The sequence below is a fragment of the Paenibacillus sp. FSL W8-0439 genome (genome assembly GCF_038008995.1).
Classification (GTDB): Bacteria; Bacillota; Bacilli; order Paenibacillales; family Paenibacillaceae; genus Paenibacillus; species Paenibacillus polymyxa.
In genome coordinates this window covers 1,937,851-1,953,389 of the sequence record NZ_JBBPAK010000001.1, presented here as the reverse complement: position 1 = coordinate 1,953,389, position 15,539 = coordinate 1,937,851, and the positions used below count along the sequence as shown (strand labels likewise).

16 protein-coding genes and 1 other RNA gene are annotated in these 15,539 nt (G+C 46.1%); 5 read left to right on the top strand and 12 right to left on the bottom strand.

Annotated features, from left to right (window positions below):
* Positions 1–5 precede the first annotated feature (5 nt).
* Positions 6–1,100, bottom strand: coding sequence for a quinone-dependent dihydroorotate dehydrogenase (locus MKX36_RS08570; RefSeq protein ID WP_340864540.1), 1,095 nt, complete (start codon positions 1,098–1,100; stop codon positions 6–8).
* Between the two features lie 218 nt (positions 1,101–1,318).
* Here MKX36_RS08570 and MKX36_RS08565 point away from each other — a divergent pair, with 218 nt between their 5' ends.
* Positions 1,319–1,465 (top strand): hypothetical protein, encoded by a 147-nt coding sequence (locus tag MKX36_RS08565; protein ID WP_016819743.1) that lies wholly within the window; start codon positions 1,319–1,321, stop codon positions 1,463–1,465.
* Between the two features lie 27 nt (positions 1,466–1,492).
* On the opposite strand, the gene MKX36_RS08560 is transcribed toward MKX36_RS08565, so the two are convergent.
* The 3 genes from MKX36_RS08560 to MKX36_RS08550 all read right to left on the bottom strand — a co-directional run bounded on the left by MKX36_RS08560 (position 1,493) and on the right by MKX36_RS08550 (position 4,757).
* Positions 1,493–2,917 carry a L,D-transpeptidase gene (locus tag MKX36_RS08560; protein WP_340864539.1) on the bottom strand — a complete coding sequence of 475 codons (1,425 nt, stop codon included), beginning with the start codon at positions 2,915–2,917 and terminating at the stop codon, positions 1,493–1,495.
* A 156-nt stretch (positions 2,918–3,073) separates the two neighbouring features.
* Complete coding sequence (locus tag MKX36_RS08555; protein ID WP_013309730.1) at positions 3,074–3,316, bottom strand: ferredoxin; 243 nt, start codon at positions 3,314–3,316, stop codon at positions 3,074–3,076.
* Between the two features lie 160 nt (positions 3,317–3,476).
* Positions 3,477–4,757 carry a DNA polymerase IV gene (locus MKX36_RS08550; protein WP_090887366.1) on the bottom strand — a complete coding sequence of 427 codons (1,281 nt, stop codon included), beginning with the start codon at positions 4,755–4,757 and terminating at the stop codon, positions 3,477–3,479.
* Between the two features lie 293 nt (positions 4,758–5,050).
* Between MKX36_RS08550 and cimA the strand changes: the two genes are divergently transcribed.
* On the top strand, positions 5,051–6,667 hold the full coding sequence (gene cimA, locus MKX36_RS08545) for a citramalate synthase (RefSeq protein ID WP_340864538.1): 1,617 nt from the start codon (positions 5,051–5,053) through the stop codon (positions 6,665–6,667).
* A 39-nt stretch (positions 6,668–6,706) separates the two neighbouring features.
* Here cimA and MKX36_RS08540 read toward each other — a convergent pair whose 3' ends face one another.
* The 4 genes from MKX36_RS08540 to MKX36_RS08525 form a co-directional block, all read right to left on the bottom strand.
* Complete coding sequence (locus MKX36_RS08540) at positions 6,707–7,354, bottom strand: TlpA family protein disulfide reductase (RefSeq protein ID WP_340864536.1); 648 nt, start codon at positions 7,352–7,354, stop codon at positions 6,707–6,709.
* A gap of 173 nt (positions 7,355–7,527) precedes the next feature.
* Positions 7,528–8,265 (bottom strand): exonuclease domain-containing protein, encoded by a 738-nt coding sequence (locus MKX36_RS08535; protein WP_285695183.1) that lies wholly within the window; start codon positions 8,263–8,265, stop codon positions 7,528–7,530.
* Positions 8,262–9,344, bottom strand: coding sequence for a DUF294 nucleotidyltransferase-like domain-containing protein (locus tag MKX36_RS08530; protein WP_107734315.1), 1,083 nt, complete (start codon positions 9,342–9,344; stop codon positions 8,262–8,264). The genes MKX36_RS08535 and MKX36_RS08530 overlap by 4 nt, the downstream gene beginning before the upstream one ends.
* Positions 9,345–9,392: 48 nt before the next feature.
* Entirely contained in the window at positions 9,393–10,796 is a 1,404-nt protein-coding gene (locus MKX36_RS08525) for an ammonium transporter (protein ID WP_016819736.1), read from the bottom strand.
* 293 nt (positions 10,797–11,089) lie between these two features.
* Between MKX36_RS08525 and MKX36_RS08520 the strand changes: the two genes are divergently transcribed.
* On the top strand, positions 11,090–11,521 hold the full coding sequence (locus MKX36_RS08520) for a MerR family transcriptional regulator (RefSeq protein ID WP_023988024.1): 432 nt from the start codon (positions 11,090–11,092) through the stop codon (positions 11,519–11,521).
* Between the two features lie 42 nt (positions 11,522–11,563).
* Entirely contained in the window at positions 11,564–12,235 is a 672-nt protein-coding gene (locus MKX36_RS08515) for a zinc metallopeptidase (RefSeq protein WP_016819733.1), read from the top strand.
* Positions 12,236–12,332: 97 nt separating this feature from the next.
* Here the strand turns inward: MKX36_RS08515 and MKX36_RS08510 are convergent, their stop codons facing one another.
* Together MKX36_RS08510 and MKX36_RS08505 are read right to left on the bottom strand one after the other, a co-directional pair.
* Positions 12,333–13,262, bottom strand: coding sequence for a LysR family transcriptional regulator (locus MKX36_RS08510; RefSeq protein WP_025364562.1), 930 nt, complete (start codon positions 13,260–13,262; stop codon positions 12,333–12,335).
* A 98-nt stretch (positions 13,263–13,360) separates the two neighbouring features.
* Positions 13,361–13,984, bottom strand: coding sequence for a rhomboid family intramembrane serine protease (locus tag MKX36_RS08505; protein ID WP_016819731.1), 624 nt, complete (start codon positions 13,982–13,984; stop codon positions 13,361–13,363).
* 121 nt (positions 13,985–14,105) lie between these two features.
* Here MKX36_RS08505 and tpx point away from each other — a divergent pair, with 121 nt between their 5' ends.
* The gene (gene tpx / locus MKX36_RS08500) at positions 14,106–14,624 is read left to right on the top strand and encodes a thiol peroxidase (protein WP_013370495.1); all 519 of its coding nucleotides are present in this window, start codon (positions 14,106–14,108) and stop codon (positions 14,622–14,624) included.
* Positions 14,625–14,717: 93 nt separating this feature from the next.
* Here the strand turns inward: tpx and MKX36_RS08495 are convergent, their stop codons facing one another.
* The gene (locus tag MKX36_RS08495) at positions 14,718–15,110 is read right to left on the bottom strand and encodes a DUF1499 domain-containing protein (protein WP_039277012.1); all 393 of its coding nucleotides are present in this window, start codon (positions 15,108–15,110) and stop codon (positions 14,718–14,720) included.
* Positions 15,111–15,325: 215 nt separating this feature from the next.
* A non-coding RNA gene (gene ssrS / locus MKX36_RS08490) (6S RNA) lies at positions 15,326–15,520 on the bottom strand.
* Between the last annotated feature and the right edge of the window lie 19 nt (positions 15,521–15,539).

Here is a 15,539-nt window from a genome sequence, read left to right as displayed (position 1 = left end):
CTTTTTTATCTGTGAGCTGCACCAACAGCCTCGGTAATATGTCTAAAGCCGTCCTTTCGAAGCAACTCACGCAGACCGGCATGTATAGCCCGGTTTACTTCCGGCCCCTCATAGATCAATGCTGTATAAATTTCAATCAGGCTAGCGCCTGCTTTAATTTTGTCATAGGCATCACGACTGGTAAAAATACCGCCTGATCCAATAATAGGCAGCTTCCCTTCCGTCTGGCGGTACACCCGTCCAATGACCTCTGTGGAACGGTCACGTAGCGGCTTACCACTCAATCCTCCGGTTTCACTTGCATTTCGATGCGTCAGACCAGTTCTGGATATCGTCGTGTTCGTTGCAATAATGCCGTCCACTCCGCTAGCTGCAATCGCATCCGTCATATATTCCAATTCCTCGTCCGATACATCCGGCGCAATTTTGACCAGTACAGACTTGGCTTTACCATACTTTGTCGCCTGAACTCTCATCTCTGCCCGAACCGCTTCCAGTAATGACTTCAGTTCACTGCCATGCTGGAGTTTTCGTAAATCCGGAGTATTGGGTGAACTAATGTTCACTACAAAGAAGTCCGCATACGGATACAGTGCGGAAATACACTTCTCATAGTCCTTATGGGCATCCTCATTTGGAGTGACTTTATTTTTGCCGATATTAACAGCAACCGGTACAGGTCGATGTTTAAGGGTAGCCAAACGTTGGGCCATGCTCTCAGCACCCAGATTGTTAAAGCCCATCCGATTGACTAATGCCTCATCGGGAGGCAGTCGAAACAAACGGGGCTGATCATTGCCGGGCTGTCCGACAGGTGTCACCGTGCCTACTTCCATAAAACCAAAACCGATGGAAGAAAAACCGGCAACCGCTTCAGCATTTTTATCCAGTCCCGCAGCCAGTCCAATCGGGTTGGGAAAATGAATGCCAAACAGGTCAACGGCAAGATCTTCCGTTTCCTTGACTCCATACATCCCTCGCAACGTCGCCGCTCCACCAGGAAGTGAGCCAGCATGTTTTAAGCCGTCAATGACTACATGATGGGCCCTCTCTGGACTCATTTTGAAAAAAACAGGTTTCGCGATCCTTCGATACAACACGATTCATCCACTCCGTTCTATGCCCTTGCACAATCCTAAAAAAACATCTCTACAAAATAGTTTAGCTTTTTCCATACCAAAAAGAAAGTAATTTGCGAGGTCCAACATCAGAACAATTCAGTTGTCATGGAGATGTCATTGAAAATGTATAACCAAACCATTTACAATGGACATAGTAAGACAGGATCTTAGCCCGCAAGAAAAGAGGGATTGCTGATATGAAGACCAAGCGCAAACCGCCCAGTCTGCAAAAGAAAAAGGATGAGGTGAACAAGAAAGCGATCGTATGGACCGCCATCAGCTTTGTTCTACTCATCATTGTGATTGTTCTGGTCATTGTTTTAGCACAAGCAGGAAATCGTTAATCAACAAGTAGCAGCGGCATTACAACGTTAATTTAGCCAGTGATAGGTTTTGCGGGGATTCGTCTGGTCGTGCTGCGGCTCACTCGTAAATCGGGAACCAGGTACAAGCACTTGATCAGGCAGTCCCCCGTTACCAATGACCACCTCCGTACCTGAAGGTACGAATGCAAACAATTCCTCCACGTCTTCCTTCCCCATGCGGACACAACCCAGTGACTCATTTTTGCCGATACTGTCTGGCTCGTTCGTACCATGGATAGCATAATTCGTTGCAGACAGTTGCATACCACGGCTACCAAACTCACCGTTGGATTTGCCGTTCGGATTTACGACTTTATCGGTAATCACAAATTTCCCTTCCGGTGTTCTTTCTCCGCCCAAACCGATGGGATAATTGCGAATAAGTATATTGCCGCTCACCAATGCTAGCCTGTGCTTGGATTTGTCTATCACAATTCGTAGCGGTTGCCCCAGAAAAGGACGCCCGTGCAATGACGATGCCAGCAATAAACTTTTCTCAGCCGCTGCGCTAGTGTTCTGATCTTTCCCTGTTCCCTGTCCTGGAGAAGCAAGTAAATTGCGCATAGGTGTAAAAGCCTTCTTCATCCCGTCAGTCGTACCGTACATCGTGTTATCGGGAAAATCTCGGGTCAATTCCTCAAGACTGCGGGGGAGACGTTGATGCTGCGAGCGAAAAGCACGTATGGCGCTATTCAGCGCAGCCAGCTCTTCCTGTCCGGCAGCCCATTTTAGACCTGTTATGCGGAGGGTTTCACTATCTGACGGCTTGCAAGCACATGCAGCGGCGTCGTAAGACTGAACAGCTAATCCACCGTTTCCCTTGTTCTGTACACTAAGTAACGGCTTCATCCCTTCTCTCCAGATCAGCCACGCCCCGCTCTGCTCCATGCCCAGCACCGTGGTCTTGGACGGCATTTGACTCGTCTTTGCCAACATATCCGTAAGCGCTGTTCCAGCCCCACTTCCTTGCCTGGCTTGAGCCGTAAACACACCACCAACATAAGTCTCACCGTTCTGCGCCCCCTCCTTTGGATCTGCAGTAGCCACTTTTGCAACTTCGGCATGATCAATCGCTGCGTCCTCAGTTCCGGATGGAACGGATGCGCTCTCAGGTAAAGTGCTCGGTGAATTGGCTGAAGGGACCCAGATGAGCAGAAGTACCATTAACGCAGTTAGAAGGTGGCGTGTTCGAGCGGTTCTCCGCTCCTTCTCCTTGGACATCTGGACCAGTTTATCCTGATATTCCATCCATACGTCTGCCGGAATCTGTTTATGCTCAAAGGCTTCGAACACTTCCCCTGCACGATTGAAGCAATAATTTGCTTTGCCCTCCTGGCCGCTGCTTTCATACTCTTTACCGAGTAAATACCAGGCCATTTTATTATCAGGGTGCTTTTTTACATACGATTTAAGATGAGGCGAATGGTCCATCGGATCCTCCTGATCGTGTAATCTTGCTTACTATTATGTATATCGGTCACAATAGGTCTGATGGACAGCACATAAAAAAACAGCACCGCCAGCATACTTTCACCGTTATACGGCGAAGGGTACTGGCGGTGCTATGCCTGTCCAAAAAACTTACACTTAACCTTCTTTATTAAAAGGTTCGTCTGCAACTTTGATGGAATCTGTAGGGCAACCGTCACAAGCATCCTGCATATCATCAAACAGGTCTTCCGAGATCGCCTTGATGCCTTGGTTTGCATCCCCTTCAAAGATCACTTCAGCCAAACCTTCATCATCATAATCATAGATGTCTGGTGCTGTAGCGCCGCAGGCTCCGCAAGCAATGCATGTATCTTTTTCTACCCAAGTGTATTTAGCCATAACTTTTCTCTTCCTCCTATACAATCGAACAAACCAGCTTTTGCATTCTATTCACATATTAATACAAACCCAATATTATTACAAATTATTTTCCTTTATCCTTCATGCAAAAAACGCTTATAGCGTGTGTTACTGATACAACAATAACCCTCCCCGAAGTTCACTCTGGAGTGGGTAGATTGTCTTTTTGCAGCGAAGTTCCGCGCAGCTTGGAATTACGAAGAAGTACCGAAGGATCATCTCCCAGCATCCCCGCAGTCAAAATCGCATTTTCACCAAACTTATCGCGCAGCGCATCCATCGTTTTCAGTAAACTCTCTTTTTTAGGCTGGTCCTGGTATTCAAATAGATCTAATTGAACAGCCGCTTCCTCCTTAGGAATGAGCTGTTGCAGCGTAATCCCCAACAAACGCACCGGCTTATCTTCTCCCCAATGGCGACGATACAATGCACAAGCTTCCTTATATATGTCTTCTGCACTTTCCGTAGGCGTACTCCTGACTTGAGAACGCGTAAAGGTCTTCATATCTGGGGTCCGAATCGTCAGTTGAATACCTCCTGCCAGCATACCGTGCCGTCGAAGCCGCCGGGCTACCTGATCACTAATGTTAAGCAGTATCCTTTGGGCTTCTTCGAGCTTTACTACATCCATAGGCAAGGTGGTGGTGTGCCCGATGGATTTGTTTGGCTCCCGCTCAGCGCTGACTGGAGAATGATTAATTCCGTTTGCCGCCAATTTTAACCAAGAACCCGTTACACCAAATATGCTAACCAGCATGTGTTCATCTGCCTTAGCCAGTTGCCCAATGGTACGAATGTTCATTTGTAGAAGCTTGTCTGCCGTTTTTCGGCCCACACCAAACAACTGCCCACATGGAAGGTTCCACAAAATGTTGGGTACATCACGCAAACGTAGAACAGATATCCCGCGTGGCTTTTTCAGATCAGAGGCCATTTTGGCCAGTAGTTTGTTGGGCGCTACCCCAATTGAACAAGGCAAGCCTAGCTCTTCTTCTACTCTACGCTGGATTTCCTCGGCAATATCCAAAGGTGTTCCAAACTGCTTGGAACCGGAAATATCTAGATAACATTCATCAATTGAAGTTGCTTCCAGCATAGGCGTATACGAGTAAGCAATACTCATAAATGCTTTGGAATAACGACGGTATAAATGAAAATCAGGCTGTATTACGATGAGTTGCGGACAAATCCGGCGAGCCTGCTGAACAACCATCCCTGTTGAAATGCCCAATCGTCGTGCCTCATAAGAGCAGGTCACAATTACACCTTTGCGCAATTCACTGCTGCCTGCCACAGCGGTAGGCAATCCTTTGTATTTTTCCGGCTCCTCTGCTGCATGAACGGAGCAATAGAATGCGTTCATATCCACATGCAGAATAACTCGTCCACCGACCGGATAATAAGCACTGACATCTTTCATGCTCAACCCTTCTTTTTAACTGTAATTCACTCGTTAGATCAGGAATATGTCCTTTGATTTTATACTTGGGTTACCCTTGAATGCTATTCCTATTTTACATAAAAAATATAGGTTTTGTGTTCAAAAAAGATAATTATATATTACATTTGAAGTCATTAGTTGTTATAATCGACTATCATACGAACACGACAAACTAACGCTTTCCTGTTTTTAAGCGTTAAACAACTAAAATTAATGTACTTAAAAAAGCAGAGCATCACCAATCTGAGCAATCCGCGAAGGAGGAGTCCCTCATGTCCACCGCTATTTCTATCTTTGACACAACGCTGCGAGACGGCACTCAAGGAGAAGGAATTAGCTTGTCTGCTGATGACAAATTGAAAATCGCCAAAAAACTCGATGATCTCGGTGTTCACTATATTGAAGGCGGGATTCCCGGGAGCAACAGCAAGGATATCGAATTTTTCAAACGGGTACAAGAGCTGGGGCTTCAGGCAAAAATTGTCGCCTTCGGCAGCACGCGCCGCAAAGATAGCATCGCAGCGCAAGATGTCAATCTGCAACGGATTCTGGAATCCGGCGCTCAGGCCGCTACTCTAGTCGGTAAATCATGGGATTTTCATGTACACACTGCTTTACAGACAACATTGGAGGAAAATCTGTCTATGATTTACGACTCCATCGCCTTTTTAAAGCAAGGGGGCATGGAGGTTATTTTTGATGCCGAGCATTTTTTTGACGGATATAAAAACAACCCCGAGTATGCACTTGCCGTTATGAAAAAAGCTGAGGAAGCAGGCGCGGATTGGCTCGTGATGTGTGATACCAACGGCGGTACCCTGCCACATGAAATACAGGAAATTGTTACTACACTGCAAAGCCAGGTAACGAAGGCACAGTTGGGCATTCATACACACAATGATTGCGAATTGGCAGTAGCCAACTCACTAAGTGCAATTCAAGCAGGTGCAAGGCAGGTCCAAGGCACCATCAACGGCTACGGTGAACGATGTGGTAACGCCAACCTCTGCTCCGTCATTCCGAACTTGCAGCTCAAACTGGGCTACGACTGTCTAGATCCCGAGAAGCTAAAACAACTCCACAATACAGCTCGCTTTGTGAGCGAAGTCGCCAACGTTAATCTGCCTGTAAACCAGCCTTATGTTGGCAATGCTGCTTTTGCCCATAAGGGAGGCATTCACGTGTCAGCTATTCTGCGCGACTCACGAACCTATGAGCACATCGCTCCCGAACTGGTGGGGAACAAGCAGCGGGTCTTGGTCTCCGAACTGGCCGGACAAAGCAACGTTGTATCCAAGGCGCAGGAACTGGGCATCACCCTTGATCCGTCCAGTGATGAGGCACGTGGCGTCATTAGTCGCATCAAAGAACTTGAGCATCAGGGATATCAGTTTGAAGGCGCGGATGCTTCGCTGGAATTGCTTATTCGTGAAGCTGGCGGTGAAGTAAAGGAAATGTTCTCATTTGAATCCTTTAAAGTGCTAGTGGAAAAAACAGCGGGCCGATCGGTCGTCTCCGAGGCCTTCTTAAAGTTGAATGTTGCAGGGACAAGTGTCTATACCGCAGCTGAAGGGAATGGTCCTGTCAATGCACTTGATAACGCACTCCGCAAGGCTCTTTCTCAATATTTCCCAGCCTTGCGGGACATGCATTTGGCTGACTATAAGGTGCGTGTGCTTGACGAAAAAGACGCCACTGCCGCCAAGGTACGCGTGCTCATTGAGTCCAAAAATTACGAGGACGTCTGGAGTAACGTAGGTGTATCTGAAAATGTTATTGAAGCGAGCTGGGAAGCTCTCTTGGACAGCTTCCGTTACGCATTGCTGGAAGCGCCAACTCCAAAAAATGAACAAACAGAGCTTACTCATCACGGTTTAGTTAACCACTAATCAAATACAAGCATGAGCTAATAGAGTGACTTTGGCGGTCTAATCGGCCCCTAAAGTCACTTTATTTTTTTGAAGAGCTTCTATTTTACCCTCCAATTCCCGTTCACTGAGCATGCCGATTATGATTTCTCGTACCTGTCCATGATGGTCAATCATTACATGAGTTGGAAAAGCCGCTCCTCCAAATTGTTCAAAAAATGCTCCTTGTTCATCCAGTAAAATGGGGAATCGGAGGGCCAAAGAACGGGAAAACTTCTGCACATCCTCTAATCGATCATAGCGGGTTACATTGATGCCATACACATCTACAGCATGTTTGTATTTACTATACAATTCATTCAGCATAGGCGCTTCTAATCGGCACGGATCGCACCACGAAGCCCAAAAGCTAATGATCATCGCTTTATTTCGCGGAGCCCCTACATCGTAGGACTTGCCGTTTAATCCCTTTAAAATCATAGAAGGAAGCTGTTGCCCAGGTTTGATTCTTTTCATTACCTCTGCCGCATCAGATTCAGTCCCTACATTCTTCTCAATTTCAAGCTCTTTTTCACCTTTGTACTTTTCTTCCAATGGTGCATTTCTCACGGGCAGGCTTGCTGCATTGACTGTGTTTGCAATAATTCCCCATGAAGCTCCAACCATAACCAATACCATTATTGCTCTGATGAAAAGAAATCTTTTCAAAGTACTATCACCTGCCTTTCATCACAATGACCTTTATCCTTCCCCATAGGATGCCCATACTGCTCCCACCTCTAACCTTCTACAATCTGAACAGGACACAAAAAAACAGCAAACCCACGAAAATCGCGAACTTGCTGTTATTATGTGGGGTCAGATGTTATGCCTTGTACTGATCAGGCATGGCTTAAATGCGCGTAGATATCTGCCAAATTGGTCACATTACGCTTCAGCATTTCCTGAACATACGCCACCCATAGCCTAGCGGTCATCTTCGCATCCTCTAACGCATGATGCCGCCCTTCAATCGGAATGGATTGATAGGCCAACAATTCATCCAAACTATAGGTTTGGTGTTGCTGTGGCTCCAGCCATTTGGCGAGCATCATTGTGTCTAGTACACGGTGAGTTAACTGAACTTTAGATGTTTTCCATAGCGCAGCATTTAAAAAGGCCTTATCATGAGCGCTAGCATGCGCTACAAGCACCCGTCCACCTACAAAGGACATAAAGTCATGTAGTCCATTCATAAGCGGCGGAGCTTCATCCGTCATTTCCCGGGTAATCCCAGTTAGCTCAGTGATGTGTTTAGGAATATCAGTCCGCGGATTAACAAGCGTATAAAACTGCTCTTTTTCCATAATCACATCCCCGACTACCCGAATCGCTCCGAACGATAAAATCTCATCTCCATGCTGTGCCGAAAATCCCGTTGTCTCCAGATCAAAAACTACCGTCTCCAAACGCTCCAGCGGGGTACGCAATACTTCAGAACGCCGTTGTTCCCGTGTTAAGGACCGAATAAACGCCATCTGCTGAGCCGTAGGAGCCCCCATTACAGATGCGATTGCCGACGGTACCCCTCCTCTGCGGAGAGCACTCCAGAAGCCACCTCCCTGCGCTGGTTCCTTCATGACCTTCTCCCTTCCATAAATCGCAGCTGCCTTTGCAACGCACGATGCAGCCGTCGTACTGTCGAAAGAGCCTCGCGCAGCTCATGCCAGCCTTTCCCTTGCTTCAGCGGCTTGACGGCCAAATAGCCATTACTGAGAAGCAATCCATCCTTCTCCTTCACTGGAGTAGCCATTCGAAGCTGAAGTGCGATCCGAAAGGCTCGCTCGCAAGCATCGAGTAAAGGTAATGGTGCCGCTTCAAGTGATGCGAGGCGCCTGAGCCTTTTCAAGGTAGAAGTTTCCTCTACACCATGTTGCAATGCCAAAAAACGGACGGCGTTCACCAACGGAATGTATAACCCATATTTCACATCAAAATCGCCTGCATGCTCACCGAATCGCTCGGTAACGATCTGACCTAAAATATTAAGTGTCGCTTTATGCCTTACCGTGTTCCTAAGTACGGCTGAAGGTAAATCGGGATGTTTTCGGAACAACTTATAAAAACTTCGCTTCCATTCTGCAGACAATTGCTGATCGCCTGCGATATGTCTCATATCAGACGAGATAATAAGATAACGAATCGGCTCCCAAGCAAAATCTTCCGACCATTTGGATAGCTGTTCTTGCCATCCAGACAATGTATGGCGCCACAATGGCTCCGAGCACATCACTTTCCCCTCGCATTTGGGATATCCCAAATACTCTAGCATCGCAGACACTCTGCGACCAAACTCGCTGAAATACAATTCTTTGTCAGCAGACACAAGGTCACTGATAATCATACCGTTATCCTGGTCACTCCACAGCGTCGATTCCGAGCGCCCCATGCTTCCGAAGGCTATAAATGCGTAAGGGACGGGAGGAGGCCCAAAGCCATCCTCAACCATCCCTTTTTCGCACATTTGTACAGCTCTGGCTGCGATGCGGTCATGCATTTTATTCACCGTTCGTAACCAGTCTGATAACGGAGCGGAGGCTTGGGAAGCCAGCAGCCATTTCTGAGAATCGATCCTGGCCTGCCTTAACGACTCAGGTGTGTCTGCATGATCAATCGCTTCGGCGGAACTCACCCAAGAGGCCATATTTTGCAGTTCCATACTTCCATCTCCTCCGCTCATCCATACTGGCTCTTTATATTTTACATATTAGCTGACAATTCCAGAACGCTTTTCAGCTTCGGTAACTAACTTCATTTGCTCTGGATAGCCGTACGTACCGTGTTCACTGATATCAAGTCCCATCGTTTCTTCCTCTTCCGTAACACGAATCCCCATAATTGCTTTCATCGCACCCAAAATAATGAAGGAAATGACGAATACGAATGCCAAAGTGCCAATCAGTCCAAGCAACTGTACTCCTAATTGCGTAAAACCACCACCATAGAACAGACCCGCTTGACCTACACCTGTTATTTTTACAAGCTCAGGAGTAGCGAACAACCCTGTGGATACTGCACCCCACATCCCTGCAACACCGTGTACGGAGAAAGCATATACCGGGTCATCTACTCTCGCACGCTCAAACCATTGCGCTGTAAAGAAAGTGACGATTCCTGCAACTGCGCCAATGACCAATGCCGCCCAAGGTGCCACAAAGGCACAAGAACCCGTAATGGCAACCAAGGCTGCCAGCACACCATTTAGCATAGCTGGAATATCTGCTTTTCCGTATACCATCCAAGATACGAGCAATGCGAAAACCCCGCCTGCCGCCGCAGCAATATTTGTAGTCAGGGCTACATATCCAAAGAATCCGTCATTCATCGCAGAAACAGCACTACCTGGGTTAAATCCAAACCAGCCAAACCAGAGAATAATAACACCCAAGATAGAGTACACCTGATTATGACCAGGGATAATGTTCGGCTTGCCATCTTTATTAAACTTGCCCAGACGCGGTTTGAGCAGCAGCGTAGCGACGAGTGCCGCCGTAGCACCTGTCAAATGGACTACTGTTGAACCAGCGTAATCCTGCATTCCCAACTTGCCAAGCCAGCCACCGCCCCATACCCAGTGAGCTACAACTGGATAGATCACGATAGAGAACAAAATACCGAAAATAATGTATACACTTAATTTTGCACGCTCTGCCATCCCCCCGCATGCGATCGAAAGAGATACCGCAGCAAAAGCAAAGTGAAACAAAAACATAATCGTAATTGGAACATCCAAACCTGAAAGAGTATCAAACGATGCAGCAGCATCTGTCCCGCTCATGAAGAAACCCGTCAGCCCCATAAATCCGTTACCACCATCATTGCCGAAGCCGAAGCCAAATCCGAGAGCCCAGAAGGACAAAGCCGCAACACCCGTCGTAAGAATCGTTTTACCAGCGACATGACCCGCATTCTTCATTCGTGTCGAGCCTGCCTCCAGCAATGCAAATCCCGCTTGCATGAAAAACACAAGTATAAATGCCAAGAACGTAAAGGCCGTGTTTAGTCCAGCTTGAAGTTGGATATTTGTGGGCCCGTCAGCAGCGAACGCACCTACAGGAAAAGCCAGAACCGTCAGCATGGCCAATAATACAACTAACCACTTTTTTCTCATGAAGACCACTCCCTCGAATGTTAGGTTTCTTTACATTTCGTGAAATTCTTATTGTCATTATAAGCAGAATACATGAAAGTTGACAAGATTTTTTTTATTATGTTAAAAAAATAAGCCTTTAAATCTTTCATGTCATATTTTCTGACTATATAAATAGCTCGTTTGTGTTCATCAAAAGCATAACGTTTGACTGTATGGTTGAGGATCATGTAAAATATCCTTTATAAACTCTCGGTTTAAGATGTTATTATTGAAGATTGAACGAAGAGCGCGAGGTGAAGACAGATGGGGATATGAAGCTATATCGAATTGGTGAACTAGCCAAAGCGGCTGGTGTCAGCGAACGAACGATTGATTATTACACTAAACTCGGTTTGATCACACCTGAAGAACGATCATTGAAAAATTATCGGCTTTATAATGATGAAACCTTAAACAGGCTTGAACGTATTAACCAAATGAAACAAGAGAAGTATAGCCTCGAGGAAATCAGACAGACACTGATTAAATGGAACTCCGTTGCAGGAGAAGAGCACGTTACTGACAAACTAACGAGTCTAGAAATGCACATGCAGCGTCTAGAGCGTGAAGTCAATGAACTACAACCTCTTCTCGGACAGCTCAAGCCTGTCCAAGCTCGCAAGCTGCTTACCGGTCTTTTGCCACAAAGCGCTGCTTGTATTGAGGCTTTGAAGTATCTGTTGGAGCATAGTTCTATGATGTAGATACCCGAGCTAGTAGTATGAACAATAATGGAGGGTTGCTTTATGATGGGTATGTATATATTGATTATTCTTGCGTTCGGATTATCCTTATGGGCGCAATTTCGTGTAAAAGGTACGTTTAACAAATGGTCTGATGTTCCAAACGAAAATGGACTGACTGGTTATGATGCAGCTCGGCACATGCTGGATCGTAATGGCTTGCACGATGTGCCTATTGAGCCAGTACCTGGCGCGCTATCTGACCATTATGACCCGATACAACGAGTGGTGCGCTTGTCTGAGCCCGTTTATTACGAAAAATCCATTTCTGCGGTTGCTGTGGCTTGCCATGAAGTCGGTCATGCCATCCAACATAAAGAGCATTATCCTATGCTGGCACTTCGCCACCGGATTTTTCCGATTGTAAACTTTGCTTCCGGGATTGCACCATTTCTGCTGATTGCCGGTTTCTTATTTAGCTTTACGAACCTGATCGGTCTGGGTATTATCTTCTTCTCGGCTACTGTTGCTTTTCAATTAATTACATTGCCAGTTGAGTTTAATGCTTCTAATCGCGCACGGGAAATCATGGTTTCTGAAGGATTTATCCGTAGTGATGAAGAACGTGGTATAGCTAAAGTTTTAAATGCTGCTGCATTGACCTATGTGGCTGCAGCTCTCGTTTCCTTGCTGGAACTGATCCGCCTAATCGGCATCTTTAATAGCCGGGATTAATCACTTGTATTGCAAAAAAGGTTGTTCCTCCACCAATGACGGTAGAGGAACAACCTTTTTTTCTTGATCTTAAGCCAATAAACTATACTTAGTAGCCTCAATCTGCTTTTGCCGTTTTGTTCGAAGTAGCAGCATTACCATGAAGGCCAAAATATTGCAATAGAAAAGTTCGGAACGATTTAGCAACTAATGGAAGCTTGTCATCTCTGCGATGAATCAAGCCAATCGTTCTTGTCACCTCTGGATCAACAATCGACACCCTTGCAGGTTGCAACGGGTTAGTCTGAAACAGCGCCATTTCAGGCAGAAGACTAACCCCCATACCTGCAGCTACTAATCCGCGAATCGTATCAGTCTCTTCGCCTTCAAAAGCAATATCCGGTGTAAATCCAGCCTCCAGACAGGCCTGCCAGACAATCGGGCGTAACGAATATCCATCTCTGAACAAGATGAATTTTTCTCCCTTAAGCTGGCTCAATGTGATGTGTTCGGCTGAAGCCAAAGGATGATTAGGCGGGAGAACTGCAAATAACTCCTCGGTTAACACCACATCCCCCTCGACATGGTCATGTCGATCTGGAAAAGGAGATACAAAAGCCAAATCCACCTCACCCGCTAACACATCACGAATTAAACTCGGGTACATTCCTTGTTTAAATCTGAATTTAACATTGGGATACCGCTTACGGAATTCAGCCACCACTGTAGGAATAAGATGAATCCCCAAACTGTGCGGAAAACCGATACGGATTTCGCCCCCCTCAGGGTCTAAAAACTCATGCACTTCCAAAACAGCCCGCTCCAGGTCTTTCATGATCGTTTCCACCCGTTTGCAAAATAGCTGTCCCACTGGCGTAAGCTGCAGATTGCGACCCTTTTGCATAAAAAGATTAACTCCCAGCTCTTCTTCAAGCTGATGAATTTGCCGACTTACCGCAGATTGCGCCACATGTAGCTCCTCGGCTGCCTGAGTGACATGTTCTTTTTGCGCTACTTTCATGAAGTATTGCAACTGTCGTAATTCCACTCCGATATTCGCTCCAATCTGTTTTTCAACATCCGAAAGAAGATGTCCATCGAACATCATCCTCTTTCTTACCCTGATAACTTACGATAAAGCTGTCTTTAGTGCCGTTTGCGCTGGCCAGTTAATCTAATCAATAATCCATAAAAGAAAAACCCACTGAGCAATCCCCCAAAGTGAGCGGTCCAGTTAATGTTCGCTACAGCAAAAGAAAACAGAATACCAAACCCAAGCAACGTGTACAGCGTTTTGCGCGAAGCATCATCCATCAAGGAACGTTGGAATAAGGCAACGTACAGAAACGCCCCATAGATGCCATAAATCGCTCCTGAGGCTCCTACAGAGACTGTCGTTTCCGCCAGCATGTTGTAATGTGCAATGGACAGTATATTCCCTACAATGCCCGTGACTAGATACAATAACACATATCGTAAGGACCCGAGCAAACGCTCCAGCGGAGGAGCGAATACAAGTATTGCAAAGGAATTAAACAGAAGATGATCAAAGCCTGCATGTAAAAACATAGCTGACACATACCGCCACAGCTGGTCAGTGAACGGCGCCTCATTAATCAAAGCCCCATACCGGATCAGCGTCAAACTATTTTCCGATCCACCTTGCACGGTCAGTACAATAAACATCACAATATTGATAAGCAAAATCAGACAGGTTACCGGGTAAAACCGTAAATAACTTTTCCAGTTCTCATAACGTAAAAAAATCAAGGCAATCCTTCCTTCATGGGGTGTCTCCACCTTATTCAAATTGGACAATGTCTTTTATAAAAGATTATAATAGATTTCGGCAACGATAACCAATGCCAAAAACCAAAGGAGGCTATTACATATGGCACAAGAACGTACAGGAGTTGCTACTTTTAAAGGCAATCCTTTGACTCTCATAGGTCCTGAACTGAAAATTGGAGATCAGGCGCCTGATTTCAAATTACAGAAAGACTTATTGGAAGCAGCTACGCTTCAAGACTTTGCAGGCAAAGTCAAACTGATTAGCGTTGTCCCTTCTCTAGATACAGGCGTGTGTGACGCACAGACGCGACGTTTCAACCAGGAAGCAGACTCCCTGGGGGACCAAGTTGTGGTACTGACGGTCAGCGTGGATTTGCCTTTCGCTCAAGCTCGTTGGTGCGGTGCGGCTGGTATTGATCGCGTATTGACACTGTCCGACTACAAAGATCATTCCTTTGGTGAAGCTTATGGTGTATTCATTAAGGAATTCCATTTGGATCATAGAGCTATTTTTGTCATTGACCAAAATGACAAAATCGCTTACGTAGAATACTTGAGCGAAATGGCCGAGCATCCTGACTATGATCAAGCGATTGCAGCCGTAAAAAAACTGGTCTAAATCAGGACCGAATATTAAAAAAGCGAGTGAAGGATTGCCTTCCTCGCTTTTTTCGATGTTTGTCTACCACATCACTGCTCCCACAACCTGCTACTACTGTACGACCTTATAAGCAGACAGCTTCTTGTCGATCATAGTGAACAGTTGCAAAATAATGCGGTAATTCGCACCCAAGTCCCCTAACGATCCACGTGAAGCAGAATAAATATCTACCGCACTTCGAACTGGTGAGACAGATAAAATCGAAACGGTAATGTCGACGGTTCTGCCGAACGCCGTTCGCTTCTCCAACGTAATCTCACCTACGGATGCTACCTCATGGAGTACCTTGTAGCCAGGAATCTTTTTTAGGATAGATGATACTTCTTCCCAAGCCTTGTCTCTCGATAAGTTATAATAGCGTGTCTTCATTTGGGGGTCCTTGACCCGGTCGCTTGTACCTTCTTGGCTGCGCACAATCCCTACCAGAGTCCTCTTCAACGACAAGACATTTCCTCCTTCACGATAATCGCTACCTATCATACGACACATCGGCTTCCTCTGCTGCAAGCGCTTTATAAAACACGATAAACAACCGAAATTGAGTCCGATCATGCCTGTGGTATGCGACCTTAGTACCTCATGTCTTAGTTTAACATTGTTGCATACAAAAAACACCCTGTTTCTGCATAAGCAGTACCAGAGTGTGTTCATTACATTATGGAGTACCCGCCGATGCCGTCCGACCATAGCGTCTTCTGAACCTGCTTTAGCAGGTGGGTGACCGCAGAATAAACTTTTGAAGTCCCCTTGTCAGCAATTGACAGGGCTTTTCAGCTATTCATTCGTATAGATCTCCCTAGACATTGTCATTGGTTCAAAACAACAAATGACCGTAACGTGCATCGCAGGATGTGACCTTATTATAGCGCTTCT

Excerpts from the sequence above, each read along its gene's own strand:
- tpx (WP_013370495.1), top strand. The coding sequence starts at position 14,106 with ATGGCACAAGAACGTACAGGAGTTGCTACTTTTAAAGGCAATCCTTTG.
- MKX36_RS08565 (WP_016819743.1), top strand. The coding sequence starts at position 1,319 with ATGAAGACCAAGCGCAAACCGCCCAGTCTGCAAAAGAAAAAGGATGAG.
- MKX36_RS08555 (WP_013309730.1), bottom strand. The coding sequence starts at position 3,316 with ATGGCTAAATACACTTGGGTAGAAAAAGATACATGCATTGCTTGCGGA.
- MKX36_RS08520 (WP_023988024.1), top strand. The coding sequence starts at position 11,090 with ATGAAGCTATATCGAATTGGTGAACTAGCCAAAGCGGCTGGTGTCAGC.
- MKX36_RS08535 (WP_285695183.1), bottom strand. The coding sequence starts at position 8,265 with ATGAAGGAACCAGCGCAGGGAGGTGGCTTCTGGAGTGCTCTCCGCAGA.
- MKX36_RS08515 (WP_016819733.1), top strand. The coding sequence starts at position 11,564 with ATGATGGGTATGTATATATTGATTATTCTTGCGTTCGGATTATCCTTA.
- MKX36_RS08550 (WP_090887366.1), bottom strand. The coding sequence starts at position 4,757 with ATGAAAGATGTCAGTGCTTATTATCCGGTCGGTGGACGAGTTATTCTG.
- cimA (WP_340864538.1), top strand. The coding sequence starts at position 5,051 with ATGTCCACCGCTATTTCTATCTTTGACACAACGCTGCGAGACGGCACT.
- MKX36_RS08525 (WP_016819736.1), bottom strand. The coding sequence starts at position 10,796 with ATGAGAAAAAAGTGGTTAGTTGTATTATTGGCCATGCTGACGGTTCTG.
- MKX36_RS08530 (WP_107734315.1), bottom strand. The coding sequence starts at position 9,344 with ATGGAACTGCAAAATATGGCCTCTTGGGTGAGTTCCGCCGAAGCGATT.
- MKX36_RS08560 (WP_340864539.1), bottom strand. The coding sequence starts at position 2,917 with ATGGACCATTCGCCTCATCTTAAATCGTATGTAAAAAAGCACCCTGAT.